This is a genomic window from Arthrobacter sp. NicSoilB8, from assembly GCF_019977355.1.
GTDB lineage: Bacteria > Actinomycetota > Actinomycetes > Actinomycetales > Micrococcaceae > Arthrobacter.
Map to the genome: position 1 here is coordinate 3,404,329 of NZ_AP024655.1, position 22,055 is coordinate 3,426,383.

14 protein-coding genes are annotated in these 22,055 nt (G+C 67.5%); 2 read left to right on the forward strand and 12 right to left on the reverse strand.

Translation table 11 applies throughout. From position 1 onward, the window contains the following. Positions 1-157 precede the first annotated feature (157 nt). The 7 genes from LDO15_RS15365 to LDO15_RS15395 form a co-directional block, all read right to left on the reverse strand. The gene (locus LDO15_RS15365; RefSeq protein ID WP_223979924.1) at positions 158-820 is read right to left on the reverse strand and encodes a hypothetical protein; all 663 of its coding nucleotides are present in this window, start codon (positions 818-820) and stop codon (positions 158-160) included. Next, positions 804-2,609: a L,D-transpeptidase family protein gene (locus LDO15_RS15370; protein WP_223979925.1), complete on the reverse strand. Its 1,806-nt coding sequence runs from the start codon at positions 2,607-2,609 to the stop codon at positions 804-806. Before LDO15_RS15370 ends, LDO15_RS15365 begins: the two co-directional genes overlap by 17 nt. A gap of 93 nt (positions 2,610-2,702) precedes the next feature. Beyond that, complete coding sequence (locus LDO15_RS15375) at positions 2,703-3,455, reverse strand: ABC transporter ATP-binding protein (RefSeq protein ID WP_223979926.1); 753 nt, start codon at positions 3,453-3,455, stop codon at positions 2,703-2,705. Between the two features lies 1 nt (position 3,456). Next, positions 3,457-4,326: an ABC transporter permease gene (locus LDO15_RS15380; protein ID WP_223979927.1), complete on the reverse strand. Its 870-nt coding sequence runs from the start codon at positions 4,324-4,326 to the stop codon at positions 3,457-3,459. Further along, the gene (locus LDO15_RS15385) at positions 4,327-6,318 is read right to left on the reverse strand and encodes a glycosyltransferase (protein ID WP_223979928.1); all 1,992 of its coding nucleotides are present in this window, start codon (positions 6,316-6,318) and stop codon (positions 4,327-4,329) included. Continuing rightward, complete coding sequence (gene glf, locus LDO15_RS15390; protein ID WP_223979929.1) at positions 6,315-7,502, reverse strand: UDP-galactopyranose mutase; 1,188 nt, start codon at positions 7,500-7,502, stop codon at positions 6,315-6,317. Before glf ends, LDO15_RS15385 begins: the two co-directional genes overlap by 4 nt. Positions 7,503-7,934: 432 nt before the next feature. Next, positions 7,935-8,231 carry a hypothetical protein gene (locus tag LDO15_RS15395; protein ID WP_223979931.1) on the reverse strand — a complete coding sequence of 99 codons (297 nt, stop codon included), beginning with the start codon at positions 8,229-8,231 and terminating at the stop codon, positions 7,935-7,937. A 27-nt stretch (positions 8,232-8,258) separates the two neighbouring features. On the opposite strand from LDO15_RS15395, the gene LDO15_RS23395 reads away from it, so the two are divergent. Next, entirely contained in the window at positions 8,259-12,302 is a 4,044-nt protein-coding gene (locus LDO15_RS23395; protein ID WP_263428204.1) for an FtsK/SpoIIIE domain-containing protein, read from the forward strand. Between the two features lie 69 nt (positions 12,303-12,371). Here LDO15_RS23395 and LDO15_RS15405 read toward each other — a convergent pair whose 3' ends face one another. Then, complete coding sequence (locus tag LDO15_RS15405; protein WP_346655963.1) at positions 12,372-12,881, reverse strand: hypothetical protein; 510 nt, start codon at positions 12,879-12,881, stop codon at positions 12,372-12,374. Between the two features lie 255 nt (positions 12,882-13,136). On the opposite strand from LDO15_RS15405, the gene LDO15_RS15410 reads away from it, so the two are divergent. Beyond that, positions 13,137-13,385: a WhiB family transcriptional regulator gene (locus LDO15_RS15410; RefSeq protein ID WP_003804966.1), complete on the forward strand. Its 249-nt coding sequence runs from the start codon at positions 13,137-13,139 to the stop codon at positions 13,383-13,385. 177 nt (positions 13,386-13,562) lie between these two features. Here LDO15_RS15410 and LDO15_RS15415 read toward each other — a convergent pair whose 3' ends face one another. From LDO15_RS15415 to LDO15_RS15430, 4 genes are read right to left on the reverse strand one after another with little or no spacing between them, the layout of a single operon-like run. Further along, positions 13,563-15,032, reverse strand: a complete 1,470-nt coding sequence (locus tag LDO15_RS15415) for a PAS domain-containing sensor histidine kinase (protein ID WP_223979933.1) — start codon at positions 15,030-15,032, stop codon at positions 13,563-13,565. Positions 15,033-15,068: 36 nt separating this feature from the next. Next, positions 15,069-19,934: an NAD-glutamate dehydrogenase gene (locus LDO15_RS15420; protein ID WP_223979935.1), complete on the reverse strand. Its 4,866-nt coding sequence runs from the start codon at positions 19,932-19,934 to the stop codon at positions 15,069-15,071. A 57-nt stretch (positions 19,935-19,991) separates the two neighbouring features. Beyond that, positions 19,992-21,323: a P-loop NTPase gene (locus LDO15_RS15425; RefSeq protein WP_223979937.1), complete on the reverse strand. Its 1,332-nt coding sequence runs from the start codon at positions 21,321-21,323 to the stop codon at positions 19,992-19,994. Then, complete coding sequence (locus tag LDO15_RS15430) at positions 21,320-21,964, reverse strand: hypothetical protein (protein ID WP_223979938.1); 645 nt, start codon at positions 21,962-21,964, stop codon at positions 21,320-21,322. The genes LDO15_RS15425 and LDO15_RS15430 overlap by 4 nt, the downstream gene beginning before the upstream one ends. Positions 21,965-22,055: the final 91 nt, after the last annotated feature.

Below are 22,055 nucleotides of genomic sequence, written 5' to 3' on the forward strand. Positions count from 1 at the left end.
GCCATTTTCAGACGCCATCCTGCACGGGATGTGCGAAGTCCACTGCATCAGGCAGTCGGGGGCCAGATCGGCACGCCGGCCGGTGACGGCGTGGCCGCCATGTGATCTGCGACGGCTGCGGCGTTCGATCTGTGCAGGACGTTCCGAACGACCCTGGCTAACTAAGCTTGGCGAGTTCGGCAAGCTGGCCGGAAACGTTCTCGGGCTCGGCCGCATCTGACGGAAGGGCAAGGGTCACCCTCAGCACCGACAGGCCGTCCACGGCTTCGAGGACGTACTCCGTGGTCCCGCTGAGCCGGTTCACCGAGTACCACGCCGCCGTCCCCAGACCCGGCACTGACACGGGAGCCATCATGAGCCGGGGCAACCCGAGCCGGTCCAGTGCCGCCTGGTCCGGCGCTGTGGTCCGGGCGATGATCAGGGCATTGCCCACGTCCGGAGCCTGCCCGGCGCTGACCGGGGCCAGCGCGAACGTGCAGACACGCTCCGCCACCCCATCCTTGGTGGAGGCCTGGACGTCGGCTTCCTGCACGCCGTCGGCCACCGGCCCTAGCAGCCGCTGGATGTCCGGCAGCGCCGGGCGGGCGCAGTCCTCCCGCGGCGCCGGCAGCACGGTGCGCCCGTCGTGAGTCAGGGGGTCGTTCCCGGGGGCAATGCCGGATGTCGCCGTCGGGGTAGGAGCAGGCGTCGTGACGGCCTCCGATTGTGCAGCCGATGGTGGCGGGCCGGGCGCCGGGGCTGCCGTGCAGGCACCCAGGACCAGGCCGGCCGCGACGGCCAGCGAGCCCACAACGCCGAACCGGCTAGTTGAAGATGTCATGAGCCACTCCCATCACGAAACGGTCACCGGAATGCGCCGTCCTCAGGTACTGCAGCAAGTCCCCGTCGTTGAGGGAGATGCAGCCCCACGTGGGCAGGTTGTTGCCGTGGAGGAAGATCGCGAATCCGGCGTTCATGGTGATGGGCGCGTCCGGCGGCCGGTTGTAGTTGATGACGACCCCCTGCCGGTAGTCATGGGACGGCCGGGTCGCGAAGTACCACATGTTCTCGTCCGGGAACACGTCCGCGCTCGACTCGAAGTACTTATTGTAGTTGGCATTGAGCCGGCCGCCCCAGCGCGAATAGGGGTTGAGGGTCCGGTATGGCAAAGCCGTGCCGGGGTTGCCCAGGCCGAAGGCTTGGGTGACGGTGAAGGATCCGGTCGGGGAGAACATCTGCCAGGTGGGACCGGTCGCCACGCCGGGGGCGGCGAAGCCGGACTCGCCCGCATGGCCCAGCGCGCCCCACTCCTTGACGTAGCTGCCGTCCGCCCGGCGGACGCAGGTGATGAAGGTGACGCCGGTGGACCCGTAGTCGTCAGCGATCGCGAAGGACACCCTTGAAGCCCCCTCGGTGCGGTACTTCACGGCCCCGGAACTGATGGCCGGGCAGTACGCGGCCGAGGTCAGCCGGTACCGGACCCCGGCCCGCGGAATCCATTCGAGCCGGCCGTACTGGAAGGACTGGCTGCAGTAGCCGCCCCGGTCGCAGGCCTCGGCCGTGACGGGATACCCGAGGGCGCCGTCCTGGGCCTTGCGCGCCGAATAGAACTGGCCGAGACCGCCCCACACCGCCTGCGTGCCGGCGCCTGCCGCGTAGTAGATCCGTCCTCGCTGGAAGGCCTGAGAGCAGCCGCCGCTCCGCAGTCCGCACTTTTCCGCCCCGGTCGGGTAGCCCAGATACCCGCCGCTGCCACCCAGGGCCACGTAGCGGGCATTGATCGCGCCCCAGACCGGGAACGTGCCCGCGCCGGGGGCAAAGTACACGGCACCGCGCTGGAACTTCTGGCTGCAGGCCCCGCCGGGCAGCCCGCACTTTTCGGCTGCCAGCGGATAGCCCAGGTACCCTTTCAGCCCGCCCTGGGCATCGTAGGCGGCGCCGATGGCGCCCCAAACCGGATACGTTCCGATGCCGATCACGTTATAGAGAGCCCCGCGCTGGAACGCCTGACGGCACACCCGGGGCTCTCCGCCGCAACTGGCGTCCCCCACCGGGTAGGCAAGATAGCTTCGAACGCCGCCCGCGTTGCGCCAGGCATTCAGCACGCCGCCGGAGAGCAGGTGGGCGCCCGTGGCGACGCTCCAGACGATGGTTCCATTCGTGAAGGCCTGGAGGCAGCCGCCGCCGGGCAGGCCGCATTGCTGCGCGGCCGTGGCCGGCCCCGCAGTTCCGTCGGCACCGCCGAGCCGCTCATATTCGACGCCGATGGCCCCGGGCACTCGGATGGCCGCTTCCGCGGCCGCCCCCGCGGGAGCTGCCTTGGCAGATGGCCCGGCAGGCTGCGCGGCAGCCGGGGACACGCCGGCGGACGACGTCGGTGTTGGTGCCGGCGTCGCTGTCCGTGTGGCTGAAGACGTTGGTGACGGTGTTGACGTCGGCTCGGCCGTGCGCGATGGCGCAGCGGCGGGTGCCGCCGCCGGCGACGCTGTGGCCGGTGATGTCGCTTGGGCTGTGGCAGCGGGCTGAGGCGCGGTTGTCTCCGCGAAGGCTCCCTGGCTGAGGCCTGCCACCACGGTTACGGTCACAGCCGCGATGGCCACGGCCCTGGTCATGATCCCCACAGCTGCCATTTTTTGCTCCCGCATCCCCCGGTACGGGGCTGAGCCCCCGTTTCGGGCCCATCATAACGGACGGTCTGCGTGCGGGGACGGCCGGGCGCGCCGCTACAGGGCGAGCGACCTGCGCCGGAGCTCGCCGACGACGTCGTGCACTTCGCCGTCCATGACGATTTCGCCGTGTTCGAGCAGGACGCCCCGCTCACACACCGTGGCGACCAGGTCCAGGTCATGGCTCACGACAAACAGGGTTTTGCCCATGTCGGAGAGTTCCTTGATCTTCGCGATGCACTTGCGCTGGAAGGGCTCGTCGCCCACGGCGAGGATCTCGTCGATCAGGAAGACCTCGGGATCCGTGTGCACCGCGATGGAAAACGCCAGCCGCAGGTACATGCCGGAGGAATAGAACTTCACCTCGGTGTCGATGAACTCGCCGATTTCGGAGAATTCGACGATCGAGTCGAATTTCTCGTCGATCTGCTTCTCGGTCATGCCGAGGATGGCGCCGTTGAGGTACACGTTGTCCCGGCCGCTGAGGTCATGGTGGAAGCCTGCCCCGACCTCGATGAGTCCGGCGACGCGGCCGCGCGTGCGCACCGTTCCGCCGTCGGGCTGCAGGACCCCGGAGATGAGCTTCAGGAGCGTTGACTTTCCGGAACCGTTGAGTCCCATGAGCGCAACCGTTTCGCCCTGCTTGACCTCAAGGGAGACATCCTTGAGGGCCAGGAACCTCTTCGAGAGGTCGCCCTTGCGGCCCTTCACGAGCCAGACGAGCGCTTCCTTCAGGGAACGGGTGTGGCGGAGCACGAACTGTTTCCGGACGTCGGTGCAGATGATGGCCACGTGGCCGTGCGCGGTCATGTCAGAGCTCCTGTGCGAAGTGGACGGCGAGCCGGCGGAACGTCCACTGTCCAAGGAACAGCACCGCCAGCGTGATCAGCAGGGCGACGGGCAGCCAGAGCGTCAGCATGCCCGGGGGTGAGGCGTCGTTGACCATCTGGTCTGGCTTGAGCGTCGGCTCCCAGAAGGCCCAGTGGAAGACCTCGACGGCGACCGTCATCGGGTTCAGCTGGTAGATCCAAAACCAGTCACCCATGACTTTTTGGACCATGGACCAGAGGTAGAGGACCGGTGAGGCCCAGGTGACCACCATGACGATCATGTCGACGATGTTTTCGGAGTCCCGGAAATAGACGTTGACGGCGCCGAACAGCAGGCCCAGGCCGGTGCCCAGGACAGCCACCATGAGGAAAATCAGGACCACCGCGGCGAGCTGCAGCAGCGTCGGTGCCCACCCCACCACCAGGCAGGCGCCGACCAGCACCAGCAGCTGGGGCAGGAAGTGCGCTGCCGACACCCAGACCGTGGCCACCGGGAAGAGTTCCCGCGGCAGGTAGATCTTCCGGATCAGGTCCCGGTTGTCCACGATCGAGCGGGTGGCGTTGGACAGCGATTCCGTGAAGAAGTTCACCAGGACAATGCCGGAGAACAGGTAGATCGCGTAGTTGGGCGTGCCCCGCTGGAGATTCAGGAAGATGCCCAGCGCCACGAAGTAGATCAGGAACTGCACGAGCGGCTTCACGTAGGACCACAGCAGGCCCAGCACCGAGCCGCGGTAGCGCACCTTGATTTCCTTGCGCACCAACAGCTTCAGGAGGAAGCGGTCGCCGTAGACGTCCAGCAGCCCGTGCCCGGTCCCGGGCTTGATCAGTTGGTCGGTTTGACCAGCCATCTACCTGCCGTCCTCGGAATGCGCCTCGAACGTCTTCTTCCACGCATCGATCGAGCTGATCTCGGTCACCGCGCGGCGGTACTGTTCGGCAAGGCTGTCCCATTCCCGGAACAGCTTCGCGTGGAGCTTGGTCGCTTCCGTCAGCATCGACTTCAGCTTCTTCGGGTCGCGCTGGTACCACGAGGCGCCGGTGCCCTCCGCGTTGGAGACCACGACGCTGTCATAGTGCGCCACCCGGTACCACCGGTTGTCGCGGTGGGCCAGGTAGCCCTGGGGCCGTTCGGCGCTTTCCGGTCCCGGCGCCTTGATCAGCTGGCGCGCAACGGTCTTGATGCCCCACGGGATGAGCTGTTTCTTGCTGGGCAGCCCCACAACGGTCCCGCCCATCGGTCCGCGGCCGATCTTGGGCGCCGGGAAGTCATCGACGTCCTCCTTCAGCTGGGCGTCCGGGTAGTCGGCCTTCAGGGCGTTGATTTCCGGCAGCTTGGTGCCGAGCACCTTGTGGAGGTCGTCGGGGCCCTTGAGGAGGTCGCGCAGCGCGTCGATGCGCCCGTGCTCGGTGAAGTACTGCATCGACACGAGGTGCTTGACGTCGGACTGGAAGGATTCGCGCAGCACCCGGCCGCCCTTGGGGTACGGGCTGTGGATCAGGGTGGTGATCAGCCGGTTGCGCGCGTGGTAGTAGGCCTGCCAGCCGACGAGGTCGTCCTTGTCGATCCACGACACGTGCCAGACGGCAGCGCCGGGCATCGATACCGTGGCAAAGCCGGCTTCCCGGGCGCGCAGCCCGTATTCGGCGTCGTCCCACTTGATGAACAGCGGCAGCGACAGCCCGATTTCCTGGATCACCTTCGTGGGGATCAGGCACATCCACCAGCCGTTGTAATCCACATCCACCCGGCGGTGCAGCCACGGGGTCTGGCGAAGGTTCGCGACGCTGAAATCGTGCCGCGTCTCCATGTCGGCGTGGGGCAGCGCCGGCACGATCCGGTAGGGGTCCACGACCTCGCCGAACGTGTGCAGGACGCTGCGGTTGTAGAGGTCGAACATGTGGCCGCCGACGATCGTCGGCTTGCGGCAGTGATCGGCGAACGTCAGGAGCCGCACAATGCTTTCGGGCTCGACGACGATGTCGTCGTCGAGCAGGAGGGCGTAGTCACTGCCGTTTTCGACGGCCTCGAACATGCCGCGCGCGAAACCGCCCGAGCCGCCGAGGTTTGCCTGGTTGATGACCCGGAGCTTGCCGCCGAGGGCCTCCCGTACGGAGGCGAAACCTTCCTGGTCCTCGACCTTCTGCGTGCCCTGGTCCACGATCAGGATCTCCTTGACGTTTTCAAGGACATCAGGGTTTTCCGCCAGGATGCGGGCGTTGTTCAGGCAGAAGTCGGGCTTGTTCATGGTGGTGATTTCGAGGGTCACCTGCCCCTTGGTCGCGGGCCCGCCGGCGGCCTGCCATGCGCCGTTCTTCAGGACCAGGTCGCCGGTGCTGGCGGCCAGGTCAAACCAGTACCAGCCGCCGTCGCCAAAGGGCTTGAGCGAGAGATCGAACGTGGAGGTGGCGTCGCCGTCGACGTGCTTGCCGTCGACGCGCTGGACCGATCCGCGGGCGTTGGACTTGTAGACCGTGACGGTCCCCGGGCCGGACGTTTCAACGACTAGTCGGACGTCCCGCACCGAGGTCCAACGGCGCCAGTAGCTTGCCGGGAAGGCGTTGAAGTAGGTGCCGAACGAGATCTGCTCGCCCGAGCGCACGCGCATGGAGTGCCGGCCCAGGAGGTCCTCGAAGTGCGCCACCCGGCTCTCGGAGCTGAACATCTGCAGCTTGTCCTCGAGCAGCTTCGGGGTGCGGGCGAATTCGTCGTTCTCCCGGAGCCGGATGCCGCTGGCGGTGCCGGCGTCAACATAGAGGGGTACGGTGTCGGGCTGGTCCGTCGATGGCAGGATGACCCGCTGAATCGGGTTCCAGCCGGGTGTCGTTTCAGCGGCGCTCATGCGTCCACTCCTCCGCTTTCAATCGTGGCGCCGGCCTCGAAATGCGGCCGGATCTTGTTCTCGAACATGGTCAGGGCAGAGCCGATGGCCATGTGCATGTCCAGGTATTTGTACGTGCCGAGGCGTCCGCCGAAAAGGACGTCCTTCTCGGCTGCCGCGAGATCCCGGTACTTGAGCAGGCGTTCGCGGTCCGCGGCGGTGTTAATCGGGTAGTAGGGCTCGTCGCCCTTCTCCGCCGCGCGGGAGAATTCACGCATGATGACAGTCTTGTCCGTCTGGTAGTCGCGCTCCGGGTGGAAGTGGCGCGGCTCGATGATGCGGGTGAACGGCACGTCGTCGTCGTTGTAGTTGACCACGGAGGTTCCCTGGAAATCGCCGACGTCGAGGACCTCTTCCTCGAAGTCGATCGTGCGCCAGGACAGATCGCCCTCGGCGAAGTCGAAGTAGCGGTCGACGGGGCCGGTGTAGATGACCGGGATGGTGCCGACGACCTTACCCTTGCTGTACTCGTGCGACTCGTCGAAGAAGTCCGTGTTCAGCCGGACCTCGATGTTCGGGTGGTCGGCCATCTTTTCGATCCAGGCCGTGTAGCCGTTGGTCGGCAGGCCCTCGTACTTGTCGTTGAAGTACCGGTTGTCGTAGTTGTACCGGACAGGAAGGCGGGAAATGATGCCCGCGGGCAGGTCCTTGGGATCCGTCTGCCACTGCTTGCCGGTGTAGTGCTTGATGAACGCCTCGTAGAGCGGGCGGCCGATGAGCTGGATGCCTTTGTCGTTCAGGTTCTGCGGATCCGTGCCCGCCAGTTCGCCGGCCTGCTCCTTGATCAGTTCCTTCGCCTGGCCGGGAGTGAGGTTGGCCCGGAAGAACTGGTTGATCGTGGCCAGGTTGATGGGCAGGGAGTAGACCTCGCCCTTGTGCACGCCGTAGACCTTGTGGACGTAGTTCGTAAAGGTGGTGAAGCGGTTCACGTACTCCCACACACGGTCGTTGGAAGTGTGGAACAGGTGCGCACCGTAGCGGTGCACCTCGATCCCGGTCTGTTCTTCCTTTTCGCTGTAGGCATTGCCGCCGATGTGGTGGCGGCGGTCGATGACGACTACCTTCAAGCCCAGCTCAGTGGCGGCCTGTTCTGCGATTGTCAGGCCAAAGAAGCCCGACCCTACGATGACGAGGTCAGCGGTCACAAACTCTCCTGATTCGAATGCGGGCAGCCCAATGTTGCGCATTGTCTGCTGCTCTAGCCTACCCGAGGCTCAAATGGAATCGGCGCCCGGCCCGTGGCGCCCGGCCCGGACACAGGCCCGATTCAGGCCGGAGACAGGCCGGTGACTCAGCCGCCGGGGCGGCGTCCGCGCCTCCCTTCGCGTTTATCCACATGGGCCAATTTTCCGGGCGCACCCGGGTCCCTGCGTCCCTAACGTGGAAGCCGGGCCGCCATGGACGGAAAGGACGCCCGGATGATCTTCCACTGCACTCTCGTACCGTGCACGCTCATGCAGCCCGCGCTCGCGCCAGGCACTGTCCTGGCAAGCACTGTCCTGGCAAGCACTGTCCTGACAAGCACTGTCCTGACAAGCACTGTCTTGCCAAGCACCGTTTTGGGAAGCGCAGTGACGTCACGTCCGGCGCCGGACGGCCCGCTTGTTGAGCTGGCCGTCGAGGTGCCCGGCCCGTGCCCGGGTGCGGACTTGGAGGCTGCCATCGCCCGGCGATACGGGACCGGCGAGCTGTTCGTCCGGGGAGCACCGGTCGCCGCAATGACGGTTGGTGTGGCTCCCCTGGTCCATGGCGCTGTGCTGGTTGATGCTGCCGTGCTGGCTGATGGTGCGTGTCTGGTTGGTGGTGCCGGTCTGGCAAGAGGCGCGGGTCTGGCTGGTGGTGCCGGCCCAACCGTCCGCTCCGGGCCGGGGCACTCGGAAACTGCGACGCTGCTGCTCGCTGTGCACAGCGGCCCCGCTGCGGGGACTCTCGTTGCCTTGCGGCGGGGCCGGTTCCGGATCGGACGCACGGGGACGGAGATCGTGATTCCGGATCCCGCACTCTCGCGGGAACACGCCCGCCTGGACGTCTCGGACTGGGACGTCACGATCGCGGACGTTGGCAGCGCCAACGGAACCAGAGTGGACGGCCGCAAGGTGCGGTCGGCGCCGGTGACCACGCTTTCCTTGATCCGCTGCGGCGACTCCACGATGTCGCTCCGGCTCGGGCCGCCGGTCGTACCGACCGCTGCAGTGGACTCCCCGACGGCGGCTGCCGGCTCCAGCGTTGCCGAGCCCCTGGTCGTCCGGGGCACCCCCGCCCCAAGCCACCGGGCCACCGTGGCGCTCACCGCCGTGCTGCCCCTCCTGGTCGGCGTCGGCCTGGCGATCCTCACCGGCATGTGGATGTTCTTGGCCTTCACCGCAGTGTCCGCCGTGTCCGTCCTCGTCCCCGTCTTGTCGGGCCGCCGCCAACGCCGCGAGCTCCAGGCAGCCGTGGCGGCGGCAGTGCTGCAGGACAGGGAACGGCGCCGGCAGGCCGGCCCCTCCGCGGCGGATCTCGTCATCGGTTCCGCAGCGGGGCAAACAAAGCGGGCAAGTGAACCTCGGCGGGACGCTCCGGACATCTGGCTGCGTCTCGGGCTGGCGGAGCAGACGGCGAACATCCGATTGGAGCCGCCCCAATCCGGCTTCCTGCCGCCGTCGCTTGGCCAGGTGCCCCTGACCCTGAACCCGGCGGCGGCGGTGACCATCCATGGCCCCGGGCCCGTGGCGGCCGCGCTGGTGCGCTCTTTCATCCTGCAACTGGCCGCCTATCCCCTGGCTGGCGGCACGTGCCTGCTCCTGCACGGTCCGGCGGATGCCGTGCCGTTGGCGGCGCGCTTCCTGCCCGGCGTCACCCTCTCCGCGGATGAGGCCACCACCGTCGCACTCCTGACCGCCGGTCCCTGCGAGGGATTTGACCGGGGGATTCTCTTCCTCTGGGACACACCCGAGCAGCCGAGGGCCGACGGCAGCCAGGAGGCGGGCAGCGCAGGACCGGGCAGTGCGGGATTTAGCAGTTCAGGACCGGCGTTCCGGTCACTGGCCATGGCGCATGGGTGGAGGGTGATTGAGTGTTCGCGAAGGCAACACCCCGAAGAACACCCCGGCATCGTCCTCGGCCTGCACGGTTCCCTGATCACGGCGGGGACCCCGCCCCTGGACTTCGTCCCGGATTTGGTGCCGCCGGAGGTCTTTGACCGCTTTTGCCGCGCTTTCAACGCCGCAGGACGAACTCCGGTTCCCCTGCCGGCCATCCCGCACCACTGCAGCCTGGCTGACCTGCTTCCGCTCGCGGGGCCGGAAATCTCCCGGCGCTGGTCCCGGACCGGACAAGCGTCCGGGCCGACCGACATACAGGCGTCCGGGCTGGGAGTCCCGGTCGGCGTGGGGAGCTCCGGGACCGTGCTCATCGACCTGAAGGCAGACGGTCCGCACTTCCTCGTCGCCGGGACTACGGGTTCCGGGAAATCGGAGTTTCTGCGGACTCTTGCCGTCGGTCTGGCCGCCAGCTATCCCCCGGACCGCGTCAACCTGCTCTTCATAGACTTCAAAGGCGGCTCAGGCCTGGGCCCTCTGACCGGCCTCCCGCACTGCGTCGGCATACTGACGGACCTGGGCGCCGCGGAAGTGGAGCGCACGCTCGTTTCGCTGCGGGCCGAGGTGCGGCGCCGGGAGGAACTGCTCTCCGGGGTGCACGCCGCGGATCTCTCCGCTTACGAGTCGTCACCGGCGGCCGGCCCGCCTGTTCCCTATCTGGTCATCATCGTTGACGAGTTCAGGATCCTGGTGGACGAGGCGCCCGGTGCGCTCACCGAACTCATGAGGATTGCCGCGATCGGCCGGTCCCTGGGGATCCATCTGGTCATGGCCACTCAGCGCCCGCAGGGGGCACTGAACGCCGACATCCGGGCCAACGTCACCACGTGCATTGCCCTTCGGGTCCAATCGGGCCTCGAGTCCTTCGACGTCATGGGCTCCGGCCTCGCGGCCGCCATCCCCATCGCACATCCGGGACGTGCGTTCCTGATCCGCGGCACGCAGGCCCCGGAGGAGTTCCAGACGGCCACCCTGACGCCCGCGACCGGTGCACGAACGCATGGAGGGGTCACGGTGCGCACGGTCGCGGAAGATCTGGCACGGTCCCGGACGCAATCGCCGGCGGGCCTTCCGGCCGACGGATCCTCCAGCCCCGGAGATCACTCCGGCGGCGGGATCCCAACGCCTGCGCAGGGGGCGGCGCCGCCCATTCACAACCCCATGGACCGCCTGGTCGACAACGTTGTGGGCCTGTGGCGGGATCTCGGCGGCCTGCCGCCACGCCGGCCCGTGGCTGACCCCCTGCCGGCGCTGTTGGCGTACCCGGCCCCCGGGGTCGCCGACGGCCCCGGGCCCGTCGGGCCGCTTGGGCCGCTTGGGCCGCTTGGGCCGCTTGACCCGTCCAGCGCCCGGGCTGCGCAGGATTCACCGGAGCCAGGGGCCACGAGCCGGGACCTGGTCCGGCTGGGCCGGGTGGACCTACCGGAACTCCAACGAGTCACCGTGCTGAGCTGGAGTCCAGCTCAGCACGGGCATCTGGGCCTCATCTCCGCCGGCTCCGGCGCCGGCGACGCGGCCTTGGCCCTAGCCGTGGATCAGCTTCTGGGCGCCAGCGTGGAATCGCACCTGTACATCCTGGACGCCGCCGGTACCTTCCGTGCCGCCGTGGCGGCGGCACCCCGGGTCGGCGCGCTGGCTGGCCTGCATGAACTTCGCCGGGCTGCCCGGGTGCTGCAGCGGGTTGCCCAGGAAGTCATATCGCGGCTCAGTGCGCCCCCGGCCGGCTCGCGGCCTCGACTCGTGCTGGTCCTGAGCGGCTGGGGCGCCTGGGTTTCGGCATTTCGCTCGGGGCCGCTGGCCTGGGCCGAAGACCTCGTCCATGACATCGTGCGGGACGGCTCCAGAGCCGGAGTCACAGTCATGGTCTCCGGCGAGCGCGAGCTCGTCACGGCCAGGTTCTTCGCCGGGCTGCCAAACCGGATCTTCTTTCCCGCAGGGTCCACCGAAGAGGGCCGCCTTGCGTGGCCGCGGCTTCCGGCCCTGGAGCCGGTCCCCGGCCGCGTGGCCGTGTACGGTACCTTCGTGCCGGCCTCTTTGGTGTCCGGTCACGCGGCCCAGTTGTTCGAAGCAAGGATCGCGGAAGGGTTCTTCCCCCTGAATGGCGCCGTCTCCACGCGGCCTTTCCGGGTCGATGCCCTGCCCTCGTTGGTGACCGTGGAAGAGGTTCTGGCCCAGTCCGGCGGCGCCGGGCCGGGTCACAGAATTCCGCCGCCCGCGGCCATGCCCACGGCCATTCCGGGAACGGCGCAGGACCCGGTCCCACCGGCCGCGGTGCTGGTCGGGGTCGGCGGCGACGAACTCCGGCCGCATGAAGTCCGATTGCCGCCCGGTGGCGTCCTTGCGGTCCTCGGCGGCCCAGCCTCGGGGAAGAGCACGCTGCTGGCTGCGCTCCCGGCACTGAACCCGGCCGGCGTCTGGCTGGCGCCGCGGGCGGGGACCGATCCCGGCCGCTACTGGTCCGAGGCCCACGCCAGCGCTATGGCGGGCACCCTGGACCGGACAGCGATAGCGCTCGCAGATGACGCTGACCTGCTCTCGCACGAGGTCAACAGCAGTCTGGCGGCGCTGAACAGCCTGGGTTGGAGGGTCATCCTGGCGGCGGAATCAGGTCCGGCGTTTGGCCAACGGGTGCCCTTGGCTGCCGTCGCGCGGAGCCAGGGGCGGGCAGTCTTGGTGCGCCCGCGGGGGCTCATGGACAGCGAGCCCTTCGGCGTCCGGTTCGAACCGGAGCAGAATCCGCCGCCGGGACGCGCCGTCGTCATTTCCGACGGCCGCGCAACGCCCGTCCAGCTGGCCGCGCTCCGGCCTGCAGGCGCCCCGCCCCGGCCATCCCCCGGGCAGCAGGCCGCACGGGACGGTCCGTGACGGGGCACCCCCAGGCAGCGGGCCGCTAGGGACAGTCCATGACAGGTCGGGCCGTCACGGGACAGGCGGTCACAGGGCGGGCGGGGCTCCGGCTGCCCGCGAGGCGAAAGCGATGACGCGTTTGTCGAAAAGGAGCACAATCGTGATCACTGCCGGGACCAGCATGGCCAGTCCGGCCAGCGGATAGCCGCCCGTCAGCGTCGGGAAGCCAATGGTCAGCACGAAGAGCTGGGCTACGAGGGCACCGGCCCGCGGCCAACGGAAGCCTCGCAGCAGGAAGCGTGCCACGGCGAAGAGCCAGACGGAAAACGCCAGCAGGAGGCACAGCGTGAAGATGGCGCCCCAGAAGGAAAGAACCGGCGCTCCGGTCAGGAGCTGGGTGCCGTACCAGGCGGCCGCCAGGAGCAGCGCTGCAGCCTCTAGCGCGACGACGACGGCGATGACAACGATTGCCTTTGGCCGCGCTGCGGCTCCGGCATGACCTTCGGCAGTATTTCGAAGCGGTTCTTGCCCGGGATTGCTGCTGGCATTTTCGCGGGGATCTTCACCGGCATTTTCGCTGGGATTTTCAGGGTTCACAGGGGGCCTTGACACACTGGCACACTACCGGACATAGTCGTCTAGATGTGAGGACGCCGCCACTGAATGTGATGCATCGCTCACGGTCTCGAGGCATTTGGACCTCTATTACCCCTTGTTTACACAGCGTTAACATGACACGCTTAATCCAGATGACCGAGGGGGCCCCAATGGGCCCTTTTCTTATGGAGCCTCTAGTGAATAATTTCACAAGAGGCATTTAACGCGTTCCCAGGAATGGAGTGACTGATCAGCATGGATTGGCGTAACCGCGCAGCCTGCCTTGACAAGGACCCGGAGCTGTTCTTCCCCGTTGGAAACACGGGCCCTGCCCTCCTGCAGATCGAGGAAGCGAAAAGCGTCTGCCGGCGCTGCCCCGTTGTGGATACCTGCCTGCAGTGGGCCTTGGAGTCCGGCCAGGACGCCGGAGTCTGGGGCGGCATGAGCGAGGACGAGCGCCGCGCCCTGAAGCGCCGCGCCGCACGCGCCCGGCGCGCTTCCTGATCCCGCTGCCGGAGCGCCGGCAGCTACGCACCACCTCTGCAGCAATGGCCGCGGACCGAGAGGTCCGCGGCCATTGTCCGTTTAAACCGCTACCAACTGACGCTACCTAACGACGCGGCGAGCCGCCTACCCGGAAGCCCAGGGCCGCGGGAGCATCAGCCCCCGGCGCCCGGCTGGTCAGTGTGATGTCAGGCTCAGGACAATCTGGACGGCTGTTCCCCCGCCGTCCCTGGCCTGCCATTGGATCGTGCCGCCCAGTTCGCTCATGACGAGCGTGCGGACGATCTGCAGGCCAAGGCCTTCGACGTACGGCGTTTCGGGCAGCCCGACGCCGTCGTCCTCCACGGTCACGGTGAGCAGTTCGTCCCCGTCCTCGGTCTCCGAACGGTCGGCAAGCAGCCAGACGGTACCGGTCCTGCCCTCCAGCCCGTGCTCGACGGCGTTCGTGACCAGCTCGTTGATGACGAGGGCAAGCGGGGTGGCGAAGTCGCTCGGCAGGTCCCCGAAGAGCCCGGAACGCTGTGTCTTGACCTGCTGCGACGGCGAGGCAACCTCGGCCGAAAGGCGGAACTGGCGGCCGATGAGTTCGTCAAAATCGACGCTCTGGGTCAGGCCCTGGGAGAGCGTCTCATGCACCAGGGCAATGGTGGCTACCCGCCGCATGGCCTGTTCCAGCCCCTGTTTGGCCTCGTCGCTGACCATGCGCCGCGACTGCATCCGCAAGAGCGCAGCAACGGTTTGCAGGTTGTTCTTCACCCGGTGGTGGATTTCGCGGATGGTGGCGTCCTTGGTGACGAGTTCCATCTCCCGGCGGCGCAGCTCCGAGACATCGCGGCAAAGGACCAGGGCGCCGAACCGCTGCTGCTCGTCGCGCAGCGGGATCGCCCGCAGCGACAGGCTCACGCCGCGGGACTCGATTTCACTGCGCCAGGGCATCCGTCCGGTGACGACGAGCGGCAGTGTTTCATCGACCAGGCGCCGGTCCTTCAGGAGCCCGGCGGTCACTTCGGCGAGGGACCGGCCCTCGAGGGACTCGCCGTCGCCGAGGCGGCGGAACGCGGAGACCCCGTTGGGGCTGGCGTACTGCACGATCCCCTCGGCGTCGAGCCTGATCAGGCCGTCACCAACGCGGGGAGCGCCGCGGCGCGAGCCTGTCGGCGATGCGAAGTCCGGCCACAGGCCCAGGGTTCCCATGCGCAGCAGATCGTAGGCGCATTGCCGGTAGGTGAGCTCGAGCCGCGAGGGCATCCGTGAACTGGAAAGGTCCATGTGGGACGTCACGATGGCCAGGGTGCGGCCGTTGCGGACCATCGGGACCGCCTCGACCCGCAGGGCCATGTCGCTGCTCCAGTTGGTCTCGTTGGAGCGCTCGATCGCGCGGCTCTCCCACGCTTTGTCGACCAGCGGCTGCAGGTCCGACCTGATCCCCTCCCCCACGAAGTCGGCGTGGAACACCGTGTGCGTGGTGGAGGGGCGGACGTGGGCGAGAGCCACGTAGCCGAACTCAGGATGCGGAAACCACAGCGCGAGGTCGGCGAACGCGAGGTCGGCGACCATCTGCCAGTCGCCGACCAGGAGATGCAGCCATTCGGCGTCCCCCGGCCCAAAATCAGCATGCTCCCTGATAGGGTCCGTAAAGATTGCCACAGCACCTCCATTTGCGACGCCGGGGACGGCAGCCCCCTAGCGTCGGACGATTGACCTCAAGAGCCTCAATGCTACCGACAGCGAGGCCATGTCATCGGCTTCGAGTGCATTGACCTCATCGAACATGGACTTCGCCCGGCCGAGCTGCTCGACATTCTGGCCTTCCCACGCCGTGAGCCGTTCCTCCGCGGGAGCCCCGGCGGGAGTGCTCTCCAGCACCGCCGTCGTCATATCCGAAATGGTGGAGTAGAGGTCGTCGCGCAGCGCCGCACGGGCCAGCGCCTGCCAGCGGTCCTCCCTCGGCAGCTTGGTGATGCGTTCGAGGAGTGAGTCCGCATGGAAGCGGTTGAACACCGTGTAGTACACGTGGGCAATCTCGGCCACGGGTTCCGGACTGACGTGGACGATCTTGGCGATGTCCAGGAGCACGAAGCTCTCGAACAGTTCCGCCCAGCGGTGGGCCAGGTCCTCGGGAAGGTCCCAGCTGCGCGCCTTCTCCAGCCACTCGGCCACGCGGGCACGGTCATCGCCCCGGAGATAATCCAGGAGCCGGGCCCGCATCGGATCCATCAGCGGCTTGAATTCGCCCACGATATCGGCGATGGGACGCGACGTGCCGCCCTGGCCCAGGAGCCACCGGACCGCGCGGTCCAGGAGCCGCCGGATGTCCAGGTGGACGTTGCTCCAGTGTTCGGTCGGGAACGACGCCGGCAGTTCGTTGAGTTCCGCGACCATGATGTTCAGCTCATAGACCTCGCGGAGGGCCACGAACGCCTTGGCGACGGCCGCTTCCGTGGCCGACGTTTCCTCAATGGCGCGGAATGCGAAGGTAATGCCGCCGAGGTTGATCATGTCGTTGGCCACGACGGTGGCGATGATTTCGCGGCGCAGCGGGTGGGTGTCCAGTTCGGCGTCGAACCTCTCCCGCAACTGCTTCGGGAAGTAGGCCCGCAGCGTTGAGCGGAACCACGGATCATCGGCGAGGTCGCTGTCGCGCAGGGCGCTGGCAAGTTCGATCTTGGCGTAGGCGGCGAGGACCGACAGCTCCGGAGAGGTCAGCCCCTGTCCCTGCTCCAGCCGCTCGCGCAGCGAGGCCGTGGTGGGCAGGGCCTCCAGGTCCCGCTTGAGGTCAGCCGACTTTTCCAGCCAGTCCATGAGCCGTTCGTAGCTGGGGCTCCATTCGGAAACCCGCATCCGATCGTTCAGGAGCAGGATGTTCTGGTCGATGTTGTCCTCGAGCACCAGCCGGCCGACCTCCTCGGTCATCGAGGACAGGAAGGACGCCCGTTCCGCACTCTCCAGCTTGCCTGCCGCGACCATCCGGTCCACGAAGATCTTGATGTTGACCTCGTGGTCGGAGCAGTCGACGCCGGCGGAGTTGTCGATCGCGTCGGTGTTGAGGATGACGCCCTGGAGCGCCGCCTCGATGCGTCCGCGCTGGGTCATCCCCAGGTTTCCGCCTTCCCCGACCACCTTGACGCGCAGGTCGCGGCCGTCGACGCGGATGGAGTCGTTGGCCTTGTCGCCGACCTCGGCGTTGGATTCCGTGCTCGCCTTGACGTACGTGCCGATGCCGCCGTTGTAGAGGAGGTCAGCCGGGGCCAGCAGGATCGCGCGCAGGAGTTCCGGCGGGCTCAGCTCCGTGGTGCCGTCGGGGAGTCCAAGGGCCGCACGCACCTGCGGGGACACCGGGATCACCTTGGCCTGCCGGGCAAAGACGCCGCCGCCTTCGCTAATGAGCGCCCTGTTGTAGTCATCCCACGAGGACCGGGGCAGTTCGAAGAGCCGCTGGCGCTCCGCGTAGGAGGCTGCCTCGTCCGGAGTGGGGTCCAGGAAGATGTGCCGGTGGTCGAAGGCGGCCAGGAGGCGGATGTGCTTGGAGAGCAGCATGCCGTTGCCGAACACGTCGCCGGACATGTCGCCGACGCCCACCACGGTGAAAGGCTCCGACTGGGTGTCGAGATCCAGCTCGCTGAAGTGGCGCTTGACCGATTCCCAGGCGCCGCGGGCGGTGATGCCCATGGCCTTGTGGTCATAGCCGACCGAACCGCCGGAGGCGAACGCATCGCCGAGCCAGAAGCCGTATTCGGCGGCCAGCCCGTTGGCGATGTCGGAGAAGGACGCAGTGCCCTTGTCGGCAGCGACCACGAGGTAGGAGTCGTCGTCGTCGTGGCGGACGACGTCGGCCGGCGGCCGGACCGTTTCGCCCTCGGGCGTCACGATGAGGTTGTCCGTGATGTCGAGCAGGCCGCGGATGAACGTCTTGTAGCTCTCGATGCCCTCGGCCATCCAGGCGCCGCGGTCGGTCGCGGGGTCCGGGAGCTGCTTGGCGTAGAAGCCGCCCTTGGCACCGGTCGGGACGATGACGGCGTTCTTGACGGTCTGCGCCTTCACGAGACCGAGAATTTCGGTCCGGAAGTCTTCGCGCCGGTCCGACCAGCGAAGGCCTCCGCGGGCCACCTTGCCGAAGCGCAGGTGCACGCCTTCAACCCGGGGCGAGTAGACCCAGATCTCGAACATCGGCCGCGGGAACGGCAGTCCGTCAATGGCCGCCGGGCTCAGCTTGAAGCTGACGTGTGTCTTGTTCTGGAAGTAGTTGGTCCGCAGCGTTGCCCGGATCAGGTTGGCGAACGTGCGCAGCACCCGGTCGGCGTCCAGCGTGGCGACGTTTTCGATGGCGGCGTCGAGTTCGGCGCTGACCTGATCCTGCCGGAACAGGCGTTCGGCGTCGCTGAGCGCGGGATCGAAGCGGGCGGCGAACAGCCCGGTCAATGCGCGGGTCACGTCCGGGTTCCCCAGCAGGGTATCGGAGATGAACTCGAAGGAGTTCGTGTTGCCCATCTGCCGCATGTACTTGGCGTAGGCGCGCAGCACGACCACCTGGCGCCAGTGCATCCCCTCCCTGAGCACCAGCCGGTCAAAGCTGTCGGACTCCACGGCACCCGTGACGGCAGCGCCGAACGATTCGCCCAGAAGCTGGCCCGTGGCCTGGGGGTCAACGCCCGCCGGGTACTTCAGGCCGAGGTCGTAGAGGAAGAAGTCCCGCTGGTCCGCGGTCTCGATCTCGAACGGGCGTTCGTCCAGGACTTCAAGGCCAAGGTTATGGAAATAGGGCAGGATCTGGCTCAGGCTCTTCGGTTCCAGCATGTAGAGCTTGACGCGGGCGTCCTCTTCCAGGGTGGCACCGGCGCCGTCGGGCAGGTACACATGCACGCCGGGCTGCTCCTTGACGGCCTCGCCGGCCCGTTCGGACGCGGCACCGTACTTTTCAAAGCGATCGATGTCCTGCAACGCGTCTTCGATCTCATAGTCCACCCGGTAGCTGGGAGGGAACGCTTCCGCCCAGACTGCCGCCAGTTCCTTGGCATCGCCCTCGCCAAGGCCGGCGCCGGCGCGGGCACGCAGAACCTCGGAAATGCCCTCACCCCAGGAGCGGGCGGCCCGTACCAGGCGCTTTTCCAGCTCGTCGCTGTTGACGTTGCTGACGTCGGCGTCCTTCGGCAGCCGGATCCGGAAGAAGAGCCGGGCCAGTGCGGACTCGGTCATCCGTGCCTCGTAGTCGATGGACACGGCGTTGAAGGTCTCACGCAGTTCCTGCTCGATGCGGAGCCGGACGTTCGTTGTGTAGCGGTCGCGCGGCAGGTAGACGACGGCGGACATGAACCGCCCGTAGATGTCGGGGCGAAGGAACAGGCGCGTCCGGCGGCGCTCCTGCAGCCGCTGGATGCCGGTCGCGATGGCGGCGAGGTCCGGGATTTCGATCTGGAAGAGCTCGTCGCGCGGGTACGTTTCGAGGATGCCCAGGAGGTCCTTGCCCGAGTGCGAGTCCGGCGGGAAGCCGGCGTCGTCGAGGACAGCGGCCACCTTTTCCCGGACCACGGGGATGTCACGGACGGAACCGGCGTAGGCGGTCGTGGCAAACAGGCCGATGAAGCGGCGTTCGCCGTTGACGTTTCCGGCGGCGTCGAAGCTCTTGATGCCGATGTAATCCAGGTAGGCCGGGCGGTGCACGGTGGAGCGCGAGTTCGCCTTCGTGATGACGAGGGCGCGCTTCTCGCGCGCCTTCTTCCTGCCGGCCTCCGTGAGGTGCTGGACCTGACGGCTGTCGGTGCCGGCGCGGAGCAGGCCGAGGCCGCTTTCCTCGCGCAGCTCCAGCACATCCTCGCCGGATTCATTCACGAGGTCATATTCGCGGTAGCCAAGGAACGTGAAGTTTCCGTCGTCGAGCCAGCGGAGCAGGTCCTGGGCCTGACGCAGCTCGGCAATCTGCGCCCTGTTGGCCACCTTGTCCAGGTCCGCGGAGATTTCCAGAGCCTTCGCGCGCATTTTCGGCCAGTCTTCGACGGCGGCGCGGACGTCGCCGAGCACCCGGGAGATGCCCTTCACGAGTTCGGCGCGCTTGTCTTCGCCGACGAGGTCGATTTCGACGGCGATCCAGGATTCCATGTGCGAGGCGTTGTCACCCTGGGCAATCAGGTGCGAGATGTTCGGCATGGCGGCCGTGTCCCCGCTGGAGAAGCCCAAATGGGAGGGGACGCGCGCAACCTTGACCAGGTCACCGGTCTCGCGGTTGCGGGTCACAACGAACAGCGGGTGCAGCACGAGGTGGATGGGAGCGTTCTGGCGGACCAGCTCGGCGTTGACCGAGTCCACGAGGAAGGGCATGTCGTCGGTGACAATGTAGACGACGCTGCAATCGGCCTCATCACGGACGGCAATGTTCGCGATGCCCGGCAACCGCGTCGCCGCGACCTGGCGGTGGGTATCGGCCCTTGCCGTCAGGACTTCCTGGGCATAGGCCCTGAAATCCTCCTCGGCGAGGTGCTCGTAGTAATCCCCGAGGTAGCTTTCGCTGCTACCGATCGAAACGGGTTGATCCTCCACGCTGGACCCAGACGACATCGAAACGCCTCCATAAAAGAAGTTCACAGCCGCCTCATTGCGGCCCTTACGACGACACTAGCCTTTTGCCAGGCGGTGTGCTGTGGAAGAAAAGACAAAGGAATTCTTGTTTCGCTGGGCAGGTGCACAAACCAATTTGGCGATCGCGCGCCGCAACTCGGATTCGGGGGCGGATTCGAGCAAAAGTGCTCCGGAAAGCAACGCAGCATCGCTCGCGGCAGGGTCTGAGGGCAGGAACGCCGAGAGGGAGGCCGCCGGGCCGTACCGCTCCCACGCCGCCCGGAGCTGGCGTTCCGGAGACCGCCCCACGGCGGCGGTCCTGACTTTGTTCATGACCACCTGGGGCGATGCGTGCGGAACGGCCGCCTGGAGGTCGGCGAGGCCGCGCACCAGCCTCGGCACTCCGATGGAGTCAGCCGCCCCGATCGCAAAAACCGTGTCTGCCAGTTCCAGGCTCCTCAGGGTGGCAGCGTTTCTTCGCGGGGCCCCGGCGTCAAAACTGAGGCCCTCCTCGGCTTCAAGGCAGAAGCCGGTATCCACCACAGTCGCATCCGCGATTTCCCTGGCCCGCTCCAACACCAGCGTGAGCGCCGCGGCACGCAGCTCGGTCCACCGGTCTGCCCGGGTAATTCCGGTGAGCACGCGGAACGTCCCGGATTTGGTTACCACGGTGGTGGCGACCCGAAGCAGGGCATCGGCGTCGAGCAGCCCCTGATCTGCCAGCCGGCAGGCCTGGGCCAGCCCGGCTGCCTCATCGAGCAGTCCCAGCAGGGCGGCCACGCTGGCGCCGTAGCTGTCGGCATCGACCAGCAGCACGGATTGCCCTTCGGCGGCCAGCTCACCGGCGATGTTGGCGGCAACCAGGGTCCGGCCCGGCGCGCCGGCAGGGCCCCAGACCGCAATGACCCGGCCCCTGCCGGCAGGGCGTCGGGCGCCCGCGGCGCCCTCTCCCGAAGCGTGCGGCACCTGGCCTGCCGGCGGGAGAGCGCCGGACGGGGCCGCGCCGCCGGCCGCATCAGGAGAGGGCCGGTCCCCGCCGTTGCTGCGTTGTGCCACGGCCGCGGAAATCCGTGCCGCAAGGGCCGCGGCGTCAACGGCGCTGGCTTCAGTTGCGACGCCGATGGCCCGCAGGCGGGCCGTTTCGGCCGAATCATCGGCCAGGGCGATGACGACCACGCCGACGGCGGACAGGCGGTCCACCAGCGAGGCCGTCAGCTCTTCGCTCCCGGTCGCGACGACGGCGGCGCGGGCCAGCCCGCTCTGGCACGCGGCCAGCAGTTCGGCCAGCTCGCCGCACCGCCGGACAACGGACACGGGGCCGTGGAGGCGCTCCAGGCCGCCGACCAAGTCATCGCGGGAGTCGCCCACGGTCACAACGGGAATGCTCATCGTCCGGCACCGCCGGGGTTCCAGACGACCGCGATTTTGGCCTTGTTGGCCTGCGCTCCCAGCAGTTTCGGCATCTGGGCATCCGGGACGAGCACCATGACCACCACGGAGCGTGAGGACCCCAGGGCCGTGCTGCCCGCAGTGATCTGCGCAATTTCGGCGCCGGGCAGAAGCAGGGTGGGCTCGTTGAAGCCGTTTCGGGTATCCGGCAACGCCACCCAGACGTCCACCCGGGAACCCGCCACAGCTTGGGCGGGAAGGCTTTCTTCGACGGTGACGGCGACTGGCTTGCGGTCCAGACCGTCGAACTGCCCGACGCTTTCGCGCGGCAGCAGTTGGTCCTTGCCGATCCTTTGCACAGCCACGAGTCCGGCCTCCAGGCCGGACTCAGGAGTCAGGTAGTGCTGTTCCACCTCGCCCAGCCGCACCTTGACCCGGTGCAGCTTGTCAACGGTCAGCGTCTCGCCGACGGCGATCGGCTCGCGCGCCGCATACACTTCGGTGGTCTGGTCTGCGGCACCGACCAGCGAAACCACGCCCACCACGGAAGAGAGCACCAGCAGGATTCCGACGAGGAGCCGCGGGTCCTTCCAGGACGGCTTCTTCAAACGGGCCCCATCGGCTGCAGCGCTTCCACTCATGCGTCCGCTCCCCCTGTCGTCGCCGTCCGCTGCCGGGATGGTCCGTTCCCGGGATGCCGGACTCCCCTATTGTTGCGCCCGGATGGTCCGC